The 11,617-nt window shown below is 73.0% G+C and carries 12 protein-coding genes; 5 read left to right on the top strand and 7 right to left on the bottom strand.

Translation table 11 applies throughout. The features are described from left to right. The 5 genes from JS521_RS28595 to JS521_RS28575 form a co-directional block, all read right to left on the bottom strand. Nucleotides 1-1,289: type III PLP-dependent enzyme domain-containing protein (locus JS521_RS28595; RefSeq protein WP_205085851.1), on the bottom strand; the 1,289-nt coding region annotated here is incomplete at its 3' end. Between the two features lie 32 nt (nucleotides 1,290-1,321). Then, nucleotides 1,322-2,119 (bottom strand): family 1 encapsulin nanocompartment shell protein, encoded by a 798-nt coding sequence (locus JS521_RS28590; protein ID WP_097887463.1) that lies wholly within the window; start codon nucleotides 2,117-2,119, stop codon nucleotides 1,322-1,324. Continuing rightward, on the bottom strand, nucleotides 2,119-3,222 hold the full coding sequence (locus JS521_RS28585) for a Dyp-type peroxidase (RefSeq protein WP_205085850.1): 1,104 nt from the start codon (nucleotides 3,220-3,222) through the stop codon (nucleotides 2,119-2,121). Before JS521_RS28585 ends, JS521_RS28590 begins: the two co-directional genes overlap by 1 nt. Before the next feature lie 192 nt (nucleotides 3,223-3,414). Next, complete coding sequence (gene gnd, locus JS521_RS28580) at nucleotides 3,415-4,857, bottom strand: NADP-dependent phosphogluconate dehydrogenase (RefSeq protein ID WP_205085849.1); 1,443 nt, start codon at nucleotides 4,855-4,857, stop codon at nucleotides 3,415-3,417. A 113-nt stretch (nucleotides 4,858-4,970) separates the two neighbouring features. After that, on the bottom strand, nucleotides 4,971-5,513 hold the full coding sequence (locus JS521_RS28575) for a DUF5709 domain-containing protein (protein WP_205085848.1): 543 nt from the start codon (nucleotides 5,511-5,513) through the stop codon (nucleotides 4,971-4,973). A 230-nt stretch (nucleotides 5,514-5,743) separates the two neighbouring features. On the opposite strand from JS521_RS28575, the gene JS521_RS36925 reads away from it, so the two are divergent. The 5 genes from JS521_RS36925 (at nucleotide 5,744) to JS521_RS28555 (ending at nucleotide 10,202) form a co-directional block, all read left to right on the top strand. Continuing rightward, nucleotides 5,744-6,112: a hypothetical protein gene (locus JS521_RS36925; protein WP_239487968.1), complete on the top strand. Its 369-nt coding sequence runs from the start codon at nucleotides 5,744-5,746 to the stop codon at nucleotides 6,110-6,112. Further along, on the top strand, nucleotides 6,091-6,678 hold the full coding sequence (locus JS521_RS36920) for a DUF8017 domain-containing protein (RefSeq protein WP_239487967.1): 588 nt from the start codon (nucleotides 6,091-6,093) through the stop codon (nucleotides 6,676-6,678). The genes JS521_RS36925 and JS521_RS36920 overlap by 22 nt, the downstream gene beginning before the upstream one ends. 78 nt (nucleotides 6,679-6,756) lie before the next feature. After that, nucleotides 6,757-6,900, top strand: a complete 144-nt coding sequence (locus tag JS521_RS28565) for a hypothetical protein (protein ID WP_205085847.1) — start codon at nucleotides 6,757-6,759, stop codon at nucleotides 6,898-6,900. A gap of 143 nt (nucleotides 6,901-7,043) precedes the next feature. Continuing rightward, nucleotides 7,044-8,519: a UDP-N-acetylmuramoyl-L-alanyl-D-glutamate--2,6-diaminopimelate ligase gene (locus JS521_RS28560; protein ID WP_205085846.1), complete on the top strand. Its 1,476-nt coding sequence runs from the start codon at nucleotides 7,044-7,046 to the stop codon at nucleotides 8,517-8,519. 96 nt (nucleotides 8,520-8,615) lie between these two features. Beyond that, nucleotides 8,616-10,202, top strand: a complete 1,587-nt coding sequence (locus JS521_RS28555; RefSeq protein WP_205085845.1) for a carboxylesterase/lipase family protein — start codon at nucleotides 8,616-8,618, stop codon at nucleotides 10,200-10,202. Nucleotides 10,203-10,213: 11 nt separating this feature from the next. On the opposite strand, the gene JS521_RS28550 is transcribed toward JS521_RS28555, so the two are convergent. Continuing rightward, nucleotides 10,214-11,032: an ABC transporter ATP-binding protein gene (locus tag JS521_RS28550; RefSeq protein ID WP_205085852.1), complete on the bottom strand. Its 819-nt coding sequence runs from the start codon at nucleotides 11,030-11,032 to the stop codon at nucleotides 10,214-10,216. A gap of 91 nt (nucleotides 11,033-11,123) precedes the next feature. Then, the gene (locus JS521_RS28545; protein ID WP_205085844.1) at nucleotides 11,124-11,486 is read right to left on the bottom strand and encodes a hypothetical protein; all 363 of its coding nucleotides are present in this window, start codon (nucleotides 11,484-11,486) and stop codon (nucleotides 11,124-11,126) included. Between the last annotated feature and the right edge of the window lie 131 nt (nucleotides 11,487-11,617).

The raw sequence follows: 11,617 nt of genomic DNA, 5'->3' as shown, positions 1-11,617 counted from the left end.
GTCCCCGCGTGCCCCGGCGCTTCCCCCTCCCGCCACGCCGCCACCCGGAATCCGTACACCGCCGGACGGGGCAGGCTGTTGTACGCCCACGGGGTGGAGAAGTAGTACGCGCCCGTGTCGTACAGCACCACCACATCGCCCTCGGCCAGCTCCGGCAGCTCCTCGCCGTACGCCACCACGTCCCCCGCGAAGCAGCACGGCCCCGCGATGTCCTGCGCCAGCACCGGGCCGTCCTTCGGAGCGCCGTCCGGGCCGAACGCCCCGATCCGCAGCGGCCAGGCGTCGGGCATCAGGACGGTACGGGTGGCGGTCTGCGCTCCCGCGTGGGTGAGCGCGATCCGGCGGCCTCCGGCGTCCTTCGTGTACTCCACCCGGGCCCCGATGAACCCGTTCTTCGCCAGCAGCGACCGGCCGAACTCCGTGACCAGGGCGTAGCGCCCGGAGAAGAGGCCAGGAGCGGCCGCCGTCAGGGCCGACACGTACTCCGCGTACGTGGGGCGCACGGTCTCGTCGGCGAAGTTGACGGGCAGCCCGCCGCCGATGTCCAGGCTCGTGATCTGCCGGACCCCCAGCGTGGCGTTGATCTCCTCGGCCAGTTCGTACGTCCGGGCCACCCCGGCCGCGATCAGCTCCAACGGGCAGCCCTGGGAACCCACATGGGCGTGCAGCCGGGTCAGCCACGGCCGCTCCCGGAAGGCCCCCACGACCGCCTCGCGGGCCCCCGGGTCGCGCAGGGCCACCCCGAACTTCGACGTGTCCGTCGCCGTGCTCATCGGCCCGATCGAGCCACCGCCCACCTGGGGATTGACCCGCAGCCCGAGTACCGAGGCGGTGCCCGGGTTCCGCAGGGCGTCGATGCGGCGCAGTTCGTCGAGGCTGTCGGCGTTGACGGCCACGCCCAGGGCGAGCGCCAGCCGGATCTCCTCACGGGTCTTGGCGGGGGAGTCCAGGACGATCCGGGACGCGGGGAACCCGGCCTCCAGGGCGAGGCGCAGTTCCCCGGGGCTCGCCACCTCGCACCCCATGCCGCAGTCGGCCAGCAGCCTCAGCACCGGGATGAGGGAGCAGGCCTTGGCCGCGAAGGTGTGCAGCATTCCGGGGGTTGCGGCGAAGGCGTCGTGCAGGGCACGGACGGAGGCGCGTACCCCCTCCGTGTCGATGAACCCGGCCACCGGGCCGCCCTCGCCCAGCAGCCCCTGCCGGACGGCCGCTTCGACGACGGCGTCGAAGCGGGCGGCGGGCGGTGCCGTGCCGTCCTCGTGGTGGGGTGCGGAAGTCGTCTGCGTCATACGGCCAGCGTCCCTGATGGCTGCCCCCGGGGTCATGCGATCAGGCCGACCACGGCCTCCGGTGTCAGCATCCGGAAGGTGAAGGCCTGATGGAAGTAGAGGTGGATGCTGGTGGCGTCGTGGTCCGCGTAGCCGATCGACAGGTCCTGGCCCAGGCAGAGTTCGAAGTCCCCGCCCCGGGTGGACAGCAGCACACCGCCCTTGACCGCGGGTGCCCACAGGATCTCGTCGTCCACCAGCCGGCTCAGGTGGGTCTTGACCGGATACCCGTGGTCCGAGGTCTCCGCCGCCTCGGTGAACGCGTCCGCGCCGAGCAGCAGCCGGTACGGTCCGTCGACTCCGGCCAGCCGCAGCCGCGTCACGGCCTGGCTGACCGCCACCGGATAGTCCCGCGCGTCGGCGGGCAGCGGCAGCGGCTCGTGCGAGGAGCCGTCCCGCAGGCCGGTGATCCCGGCCGCCCCGTACCCGTCGATGATCGCCATGTCCTCGGCGAACGCACAGGTGCGGGCCGCGTCCTTGACGGGCTGCCAGTCGCTGTCGGCGGAGCCGCGCTCCACGTCGTCCACGGCCTGGCGGGTCACCGTGAACGGCACCCGCCACTCGACGACCGGCATCGACGTGCGGGCCCGCGCCACCACGTCCGGGGTGGGCGGATCGATGTCGCGCAGATGGCCGTCGCCCACGGCGGCCAGCGTCGGACCGTCCGGATCGGACACGTCGACGACCCGGCGGCCGGCCACATGGCGGCGGAAGGTGCGTCGGGCCTCCTCCTCGATCTCGGCCCAGGCGGACGGGGTGACCGGTGCGAGTTCGCGGTGCAGATTGTTCATCACTGGGCACTTTCTTGCAGGCTGCCGATGCGCAGCGAACCGTGGTCGGGACCGGCCGGGACCGGCTCCTGCCGAACGGGGTCAGCCGGGACAGGCTCCTCCCGGATGACGTCGGGTGCCGGTTCCGGCCGGTCCCCGGAGCCGGTCAGGGAGGGCAGGGGCGGCGGGTCGTCCAGGAAGTCGGCGCGGGGGGCGAAGAAGAGGGAGCCGGTGACCGCGGTGGAGAAGTCCAGGATGCGGTCGTGCGTCCCGGGCGGATCGCCGAGGAACATGTTGCGGAGCATCCGCTCGGTCACGTCGGGATCGGCTGCGTACCCGATGAAGTACGTACCGAACTCACCCTTCCCGAAGCTCCCGAACGGCATGTTCGCCCGCAGGATGTCCCGCTCGGTGCCGTCCGGGTCGGTGATGGTGTTGAGCGCGAGGTGGGAGTCGGCGGGCTTGTCCTCCTCCGGGAACTCGATGTCGTCGAGCTTGGTGCGGCCGATGACGCGTTCCTGCTCCTCGACGGTGAGCGCGTTCCAGGCCGTCAGGTCGTGCAGATACTTCTGTACGACGACGTAGCTGCCGCCCTCGAAGTCCGGGTCGTCCTCGGCGCCGACCAGCGCCGCCGCTCGGGCGTCGTCGCCGACCGGGTTCTCCGTACCGTCCACGAAGCCGAGCAGGTCCCGGTGGTCGAGATAGCGGAACCCGTGCGTCTCGTCGACGATCCGCAGGGCTCCGCCGAGCTTGTCGAGCAACTGGGCCGCCCACGCGTAACAGACGTCCATCCGCTCGGCCCGGATGTGCAGCAGCACGTCGCCAGGCGTCGCCGGCGCGTGGTGCAGCGGCCCCCGCAGCTCCGGGAACGGGTGGAGCTGGGCCGGGCGCGGCCCGGCGAACAGCCGGTCCCAGGCGCTGGAGCCGAAACCCGCCACACAGGCGAGATCGGCGTCCGGGAACCGGAAGCCGAGCGACCGGGCCACGGCCGCGAGATCCGGCAGCACGTCACGTACCGCGCTCTCGCCGCCCGGCTCGATCGTGCCGACCAGGATCAGCGCCGCGTTGGTCAACGGCGCCACGACGGGCTGTACGGAGACGGGATCGGGGACGGCGTCGGGCATGGGCGGCACTCCGGTACGAAGGTGAACAGGGCTCGCAGCCACTAAGCCACGTCCCGCAGCCCCCTGCACCCGGGGTGGACCGGCCGGGTCAGCCCGAATCGCCCCGCCCGCCGCACCGCCCGCACGTCCGGAGCGCCCGGCCGGGTCAGCCGGCCCCGGCCCCGGATGCGGCCCCGGATGGGACCGCCCGGGTCAGCCCGCCCCGACCTCGGACCGGTCGCCGCCCCAGAGCGTGTGGAACGAACCCTCCCGGTCCGTACGCCGGTAGGTGTGCGCCCCGAAGAAGTCCCGCTGGCCCTGGGTGAGCGCGGCGGGCAGCCGGTCCGCGCGCAGCCCGTCGTAGTACGCGAGCGCGGCGGCGAAGCCCGGCGTCGGTACGCCCTGGCGCACGGCCTCGGCCACCACTGCCCGCCAGTCCTCCTGCGCCGCGCCGATCTCCTGCCCGAACTCCTTGTCGGAGAGCAGGCTGACCAGGTCGGGCCGGTTGTCGTAGGCGGCGCGGATACGGTCGAGGAAGGCCGCCCGGATGATGCAGCCCGCCCGCCAGATCGCCGCCACGGAGCCGAGGTCGATGTCCCAGTCGTAGGCTTCGCTGCCCGCCCTGATCTGGTGGAAGCCCTGCGTGTACGAGACGATCTTGGAGGCGTACAGGGCCTGCTCCACCCGGTCCGCGAACGCCGCCGCCCCCGCCTCGTCGAGCGGCTCGGGCGTGGGCCCCGGCAGGCCGTGCGCCGCCTCCCGCAGATCGGCGTGGCCGGACAGCGACCGGGCGAAGACCGCCTCGGCGATCCCCGACACCGGGACGCCGAGGTCGAGCGCGATCTGCACGGTCCAGCGTCCGGTGCCCTTCTGCTCGGCCCGGTCCTGCACGATGTCGACGAACGGCTTCCCGGTCGCCGCGTCGGTGTGGGCGAGGACCTCCGCCGTGATCTCGATCAGGTACGAGTCGAGGCGGCCGGTGTTCCACGTACGGAAGACGTCGGCGATCTGCGCGGGGGAGTACCCGGCGACGGCGCGCAGCAGGTCGTACGCCTCGGCGATGAGCTGCATGTCCGCGTACTCGATGCCGTTGTGGACCATCTTCACGAAGTGACCCGCGCCGTCCGGACCGATGTGCGCGGTGCACGGCGTGCCGTCCTTCGCCTGCGCGGCGATCCTCGCCAGCATCGGGCCCAGCGAGGCGTACGACTCCGCCGAACCGCCCGGCATGATGCTGGGCCCGTTCAGCGCGCCCTCCTCGCCGCCGGAGATCCCCACCCCGACGAAGTGGATCCCGCGCTCGCGCAGCTCCTTCTCGCGCCGGCGGGTGTCCTCGAAGTGGGCGTTCCCGCCGTCGATGATGACGTCGCCCTCCTCCAGCAGCGGCGCGAACTCCTGGATCACCGCGTCGGTGGGATCTCCTGCCTTCACCATGATCACCAGGCGTCGGGGACGCTCCAGCGCGGCCACGAACTCCTCGGGCGTGTGCGCGGCGATGAACGTGCCCTCGTCGCCGAACTCCTCGACCAGGGCGTCGGTCCGGGCCGTGGTGCGGTTGTGCAGGGCGACGGTGTAACCGTTGCGGGCGAAGTTCCGGGCGAGGTTGCGGCCCATGACCGCGAGTCCGGTGACGCCGATCTGAGCAGTGCCGCTCATCTGTGTGCTCCTGGGGTGCGGTACGTGCCGCTCTTCGGGTGCGTTGCTTCGGTCAGGGGAGTACGGGCGCGGGGACAGCCGTGTTCAGGCGCGGGCGCTCTTCAGATGCCCGCTCAGGGCGAGGGCGAGGCGGTCGTGCCGCCGGTGGCGGGATCGGTTCCGGGATGGCCCGCCACCGGCGAGGGCTCCAGGAGCGCGTCGTCGTCCCCCGGCTCGGGGATCACGTGCATCGCGGCCTCCTCGGCCGACGCCGCCGCCCCGTCGATGCCCACGTCGCTGGCGGTGAGGGTCGCCGGGACGGTCCCTTCCGCCTGCTGGGTCAACCGCCCGGCGCGCGCCACGCCCACCTCGTTGTCCCAGGGCTCGCCGTCACCGCCCACGAGATCGCCCACGCCGTCGCCGAGAGATCCGTCGGGCTCGGGAACCTCCCTGGTCAGCCGGGTTTCGAGGGACTCGCCGGTGTGCCGCTCGTTGGCCGTGGTGCCGAGCCCCTCGACCACCCACGGGCGGTCCGGGGGCGCGTAGCCCTCGTCCAGCGGGTCACCGGTGCCGGACGGGTCCATGAGCGTGTCCTCCGCGCCGAGCTGCTCGGCGGGGTCGGAAGCCTCGGGTTCCTGAGGCTGGTAGACGTCGTCCCCCCAGTCGGTGTCGCTCATGGCGCGTCCTTTCCTCCGGGAGCCTCCGGGAGGACCGAATACCACTGTCCCCTGTACGCAATTCCACTCCGGTCCTGCTCCGGCCGCAAAGGGAAGATCGGATTCGGGTGCCCCGCGCGGGTGGCGTGCAACGGTCCGTACGCAGGTCGCGCCCCGTTCCCCGGCGCACGGAGACTCTTGGACGCCGGGCTGTTCGAATCGTCGAACGGCCCGGCATCGGGTGACCCTCCATGGGGTACGGACAGCAGTCGCCCGGGGGCGAACACCAGCAGCAGGGCCCATGGCCGCCGTACGCGGGACAGCCGCCCACTGCCGGAGGCGGCGCGCCCTGGAACGCGCACCCCGGCGCGCCCCCGTCGCCGCCCCCGTCCGGGGGCGGCCGCCGCCGTAGCTCGCTCATCGCGGTCGTCGCGGCCACCACCGTCGTGCAGGCCGCCGGGATCACCGGATTCCTGGTGCTCGGCGGCGACGGGGACGACGGGAAGCCGGAAGCGGGATCCACCGGAGCGGGCGGCGTCTCGCCGTCCGCGTCCCCGGGGAGCCACGGGGCGGAGCCGAGGACGGCACCGCGCCCCTCGTGCCCGGCTGGAAGACGGTGACCAACCCCAAGCGCGGCATCGCCTTCGACGTGCCTGTGGACTGGGCCGTCAAGTCGTCCGGATGGGTGACGTACGTCGCGGAGAACGGCGACCCCGAGGAGACCCCGCTCGTCGGGTTCGCCGCCCCGGCGATCCTCAAGGAGAAGTGGTGCCGGTCCGACGACGACGGCAACGGCACCCAGGACGACACCCCCCTGGCCTCCGTGGGTTCCCGGGCCGAGCCCGACGCCCGCGACACCGCCGAAGCGGCCCGGGAGAACGCCCGCCTGTGGGTCTACGGCAGCTACGCCCAGCCTGCGAAGGAGAAGGTCGCCACCGGGGCCGCGAAGCCGTTCACCACGAAGTCCGGCATCACCGGGAGCGTGGCGACGGCCACCTCCACCGGCGTCGACGGAACGGGCCGCTGCGCCTACGACGGCAAGGCGACCGCGTTCGCCTTCGAGAACCCCGCGGGGGAGACCCTCTCCTGGACGTTCGTCGGTGTCCGAGGCGTCGACGACGAGGTGCCCGAGCCGACCGTGCTGAAGATCCTCGGCACGGTCCGGCTCGTCGACGGCGCACCCTGACCTCCCGTGCCACCAGGACGGGCCCCGGCCGACGCGGCGGTTTCTAGGGGCCCTTCCGCTCCCCCGTACACTCGGCCCATGGGACGCAGCGCCGAGCCGAGTGAGTGGCCGCACCGGGCCTGCTCCGCGCTGCCCCCGTTCGCCGCCCGCGCGGCCGTGCCCCCGGCGCCCGCGGACGCGGCGCCCGGAACGGGCCGTACCGCGCTGCACGGCCACGGCTAGCGATCTTCGCGACTGTTCCCGGCAGCGGCATCCGGCGTTCCACGATCGGCTCCACAGCACCACGCGGCCCACGGCGCACCCGCCCGTGCCGCTTCCCGGCGACGGCGCACCACCCGGCCGACGCCGCACTCGAAGGGATCATCGTGAAGCTGAGCGACCTCATGGCCGGCCAGGACCACCATGCGCTGCGGGGCACCCCCGACCGCACGGACGTCACCGCCGGCGTGACGTTCGACGCGGACCGGGTCACCCCCGGTTCCGTCTTCGCCGCGGTGCCCGGCCATGCCGCCGGCGGCCCGCACGCCGTCGCCCCGGCCGTCGCACGCGGCGCGGTCGCCGTACTCGTCGACGAACAGGCGCCGCCCCTGCCCGCGGCACTGGGCGACGTGTGCGCCGTACGCGTCCCCGACGTCCGCAAGGCCGCGGCGGTGGTGGCCTCCCGCTACTTCGGCGAACCGGGCCGGGCGATGGACCTGATCGCCATCACCGGGACCAACGGCAAGACATCCGTCTCGTACATGACCGAGTCGGTGCTGCGGCTCGCCGAGCGGGCCCGGGTCGGAGTGATCGGCACCGCGGGCAGCCGGATCGGGGACGAGGTCATCCCGATGCCGCCCTCGGTGCTCAGCACTCCGGAATCGCCCGATCTCCAGTACCTGTTGGGGCACATGCGCGACCGGGCGTGCGGAAGCGTCGTCCTGGAGGCCACGTCGATGGGGCTGCTGACGCACCGCCTGGACCGGACGTTCATCGACGTCGGCGTCTTCACCAACCTGACCCAGGACCACCTCGACGACCACGGCACCATGGAGAACTACCGGGACGCCAAACTCCGCCTCTTCCAGGGCCTGTGCCGACGCGCCGTGGTCAACGCCGACGACCCCGTGGGTGCCGGGATCCGGAAGCTGATGCCCGGCGCGGTGACCACGTACGCGCTGGACGGCGACGCGGACTACCGCGCGAGCGATCTCACCGTGGACGCCTCGGGCACCCGGTTCACCCTGCACCACGACGGCCGCAAGTATCCGGCCGCGATCCCTTCGCCGGGCCGGTTCTCGGTCTCCAACGCGCTGGCCACGGTGGCCGCGTGCCACCTCCTGGGCCACGGTCTGGCCGGGCTGGTGGACGCGCTGGAGCGGATGCCGCAGATCCCCGGCCGCTTCGAGCGCCTCCAGATCCCCGGGGGTACCTCGGTGATCGTGGACTACGCCCACTCGCCGGACTCCCTCAACAAGGTCCTCACCACCATCCGGGGCTTCGCCCGGGGCCGGGTCATCACCGTGTTCGGCTGTGGCGGCGACCGCGACACCACCAAGCGCGCCGAGATGGGCGCCATCGCGGGCACCCACTCGGACCTGTGCGTTCTCACCTCCGACAACCCCCGTTACGAGGACCCCGAGGCCATCCTCGACCAGATCGCGGAGGGCATCGCGCCGACCGGGACGCCGTTCGAGCGGCTGACCGACCGCCGCCCGGCCATCGCCGCCGCGCTGGCGGAGGCGGGGCCGGACGACATCGTGCTCATCGCGGGCAAGGGCAGCGAACCGCACCAGAGCGTCCGGGGCGAGCTGCTGCCGTTCAGCGACATGGCGACCGTGCGCGAGTTGATCGGCGCGTAGTCCGCGATCAACCCGTTGGTGCGATCCGCCGCTGACCTGGAATGATGCCCCGGCCGCGCCGAACGGCGGACGGGGCAGGAGCGGGGGAACAGGGCCGTGGACGTCTACGCGACGAACTCCGGGACGGTACGGGGACGGCGCACCGCGCGGGACCGCGGCATCGTCGCCGTACTCGGACTCCCGTACGCGGCACCGCCGTTCGGCGCCCGCCGGTTCCGGGCGCCGCAGCCCGCGGAACCCTGGGACGGTGTGCGCGACTGCACAGCCTTCGGACCGGTGGCCCCCCAGTCGGCCGAACTGCCGGGCGCGCCGGTCTGGTCACCCGGTGACGAGGACATCCTCACGCTGAACATCTGGACGCCCGTCGGCGGGCCCGGCGACCTGCCCGTGCTGGTCTGGATCCACGGCGGCGCGTACGTCTTCGGGTCCTCGGCCCAGCCCGACTTCGACGGCACCGCACTGGCCGCCCTGGGGCTCGTCGTCGTCACCCTCAACAGCCGCCTCGGCTTCGAGGGGTTCGGCCACGTCCCCGGCGCCGACGGCGGCGCGCCCTTCCCCGACAACCGGGGACTGCTCGACCAGATCGCCGCCCTGGAATGGGTACGCGACAACATCGCCGCGTTCGGCGGCTCGCCCGACCGCGTCACGGTGGCCGGGCAGTCCTCCGGTGCCACATCGGCGGCCTGCCTGACGGTGGCGGACCGGGCGCGCGGCCTGTTCCGCCGCGCGATCCTGCACAGCCCCGTCAACGCCTGCGCCTCCGTCGAGCAGGCGGCCCGCACCACGGCCGAGGTCGCCGCCGCCGCGGGAATCCCCGCCACCGCCGCCGGACTGCTCGCCGCCGCGCCGCACACCCTCGTCACTGCCTCCGACCGGGTCGTGGACCGTTACCGGCAGGACCCCGGATCGGGGCAGCGCCATTACGACCCCGCGATCTACGGCCCGGTCGCCGACGGCGTCCTGCTCGCCGCCGACCCGCTGGAAGCGCTGGCGGCCGGAGCGGGCGGCGCGGTGGAGCTGCTGGTCTGCCACACCACGGAGGAGTACTGGCTCCTGGACGCGGTCGGCAGCAGCGCGAAGATCACCACGGAAGAGCAACTGAGCATCTTCGCGGCCGACTTCGGGCTTTCGGCCTCGCTCGTCGAGGGTCATCGCGAGCGTGTGCCGGACGCATCGGTCCTGGATGTCTACCTGACCCTCTACTCCGGCCTCCTGTTCGCCGAATACAGCACCCGCCTCGCCGAGGCCCACGCCCGGGCGGGCGGTCGGGCCCACCTCGCCCGCTTCGACCGCCGCCGGGGCGGTTCCGGCCGACGCGTCCGCGCCTGGCACTGCGCGGACATCCCGTTCGCCTTCGGCAACCTCGACGAGGAGAGCGTCCACTTCCTCGTCGGCGGTCCGCCCGGCACGGCCGACAAGGAGCTCGCACGGCGGATGGCAGGTGCGTGGGCCGGATTCGCCGCCCACGGCGAACCGGGCTGGGCCCCTCTCGACGGCCCGGGCGGCCCCGGCGGCCCTGCCGGTAGCGGGGCGACCGTAGAGGTCTGGCGTACGGCTGAGGAAGACGAGGAGGCGGACGCGGCCCGGCAGCCGGCAGGAGCGCGGGCCGGAAGGGTGCACGGGACGGAGGACGGCTTCCGTGACCTGTGGCGTACGGCCGGACTGCCCCTCCTGGCGCCCTGAGTCCCCGGCCCTTACGCGAAGCCGCCCGACCGGGCCAGCCAGCGGCCCGCATGCCGGGTCACCTCGATGGGACGGCCGAAGCAGGAGGTCATGCGCTCCTCGGTCAGCACGTCCTCGACCGCCCCGCGCGCGAGGACGCGGCCCTCGCGCAGGAGGAGGGCGTGACCGATCGCCGGAGAGAGTTCCTCCAGGTGGTGGGTGACGGTCACCGTCGACAACTCGGTCCGGGCCACGGCGAGATGACGCATGGTGTCGATGAGGTCCTCGCGCGAGGGCAGGTCGAGTGCGTTGAACGGTTCGTCGAGCAGCAACAGGGCCGGGTCCGCCATCAGGGCGCGGGCGATGAGGATGCGGGCACGTTGGCCGCCCGAGCAGACGCCGTACGCGCGGTCGGCGAGGTCCTTGATCTGGAGTTCGGCGAGCAGCGCGTCGGCCCGCTCGCGTACCTCGTCGCCGTACGCCTTCCACAGCGGCTGGACCGTACCGGAGTGACCGGTGAGGACGACGGTGTGGCCGGTCAGATCTCCCGGGACACGCTGGGAGGTGGAGACATGGCCGATGCGGGCGCGCAGTTCCCGCACGTCGACCCGGCCGAGCCGGTGACCGAGGACGTCGACCGTGCCGGTCGTGGGGAAGGCGGTCGCGCCGACGAGACGCAGAACGCTGGTCTTGCCCGCGCCGTTGGGGCCGAGGAGCGCCCAGTGCTCCCCGGCCCGGACGGTCCAGTCGACGGCGTCGAGGATGGCCCGGCCGGTGGTGTGGCGACGCATGCTCACGCCGTCGAGGGCGGCGACGACGTGCCGGTGGCCGTTGTCGGTGTTCCCGTCCATGCTGTCGGTCCAGCCCTTCGCGTCGGTGTCTGCCGGACGCAGGGTAGCTGTAGGCGGCACCCACCTGTGCGGGGTGACTGCATCGCGGACGTCAGCGCCGTACCAGCGCCAGCAGGCTCAGCCCGAACATCAGGACGCCGAGGGGGAGATGGACCGGGGGCAGATGCGCGATGCCGACCGCCACCTGGACCGAGGCGAGGGCGAGGAAACCGAGGGCGTGCCCGATGGGCCGGGGCGAGCCGCCGCCCGGCTTCCACGCCAGCACCGCGGCGAGCACGTACAGCATCGACGCCCCGTACATCACGCGGGCTCCCACGCTGTGCAGCATCTCGCCGTAGGAGGTGGTCAGCAGGAGCCCGGCGGAGATCGCCTGGAGGAAGACGGTCAGCGTCTGCAGAGCGATCGTGATCCGCAGGAACGAGAAGCCGTGCGCTGTCGGTGCCTGGGTGGCCATGCCACGTCCCCTGTTCCGCCCGGAAGGCAGTAGATCGATAAGGTCTCACCGGTCCGACGAAGCGGGCCCGCGAAAGGTAAGGCGAGAAGGTGAGGGGGAGATCGCGGGCATGGGAAAGGCGGGGGCGAGCG

This window comes from Streptomyces durocortorensis (assembly GCF_016901035.1).
GTDB lineage: Bacteria > Actinomycetota > Actinomycetes > Streptomycetales > Streptomycetaceae > Streptomyces > Streptomyces durocortorensis.
The sequence above is the reverse complement of the archived record's forward strand: the minus strand, read 5'-3'. Positions and strand labels throughout refer to the sequence as shown.

Excerpts from the sequence above, each read along its gene's own strand:
- JS521_RS28590 (WP_097887463.1), bottom strand. The coding sequence starts at position 2,119 with ATGAACAATCTGCACCGCGAACTCGCACCGGTCACCCCGTCCGCCTGG.
- JS521_RS28585 (WP_205085850.1), bottom strand. The coding sequence starts at position 3,222 with ATGCCCGACGCCGTCCCCGATCCCGTCTCCGTACAGCCCGTCGTGGCG.
- gnd (WP_205085849.1), bottom strand. The coding sequence starts at position 4,857 with ATGAGCGGCACTGCTCAGATCGGCGTCACCGGACTCGCGGTCATGGGC.
- JS521_RS28575 (WP_205085848.1), bottom strand. The coding sequence starts at position 5,513 with ATGAGCGACACCGACTGGGGGGACGACGTCTACCAGCCTCAGGAACCC.
- JS521_RS36925 (WP_239487968.1), top strand. The coding sequence starts at position 5,744 with ATGGGGTACGGACAGCAGTCGCCCGGGGGCGAACACCAGCAGCAGGGC.
- JS521_RS28565 (WP_205085847.1), top strand. The coding sequence starts at position 6,757 with ATGGGACGCAGCGCCGAGCCGAGTGAGTGGCCGCACCGGGCCTGCTCC.
- JS521_RS28550 (WP_205085852.1), bottom strand. The coding sequence starts at position 11,032 with ATGGACGGGAACACCGACAACGGCCACCGGCACGTCGTCGCCGCCCTC.
- JS521_RS28545 (WP_205085844.1), bottom strand. The coding sequence starts at position 11,486 with ATGGCCACCCAGGCACCGACAGCGCACGGCTTCTCGTTCCTGCGGATC.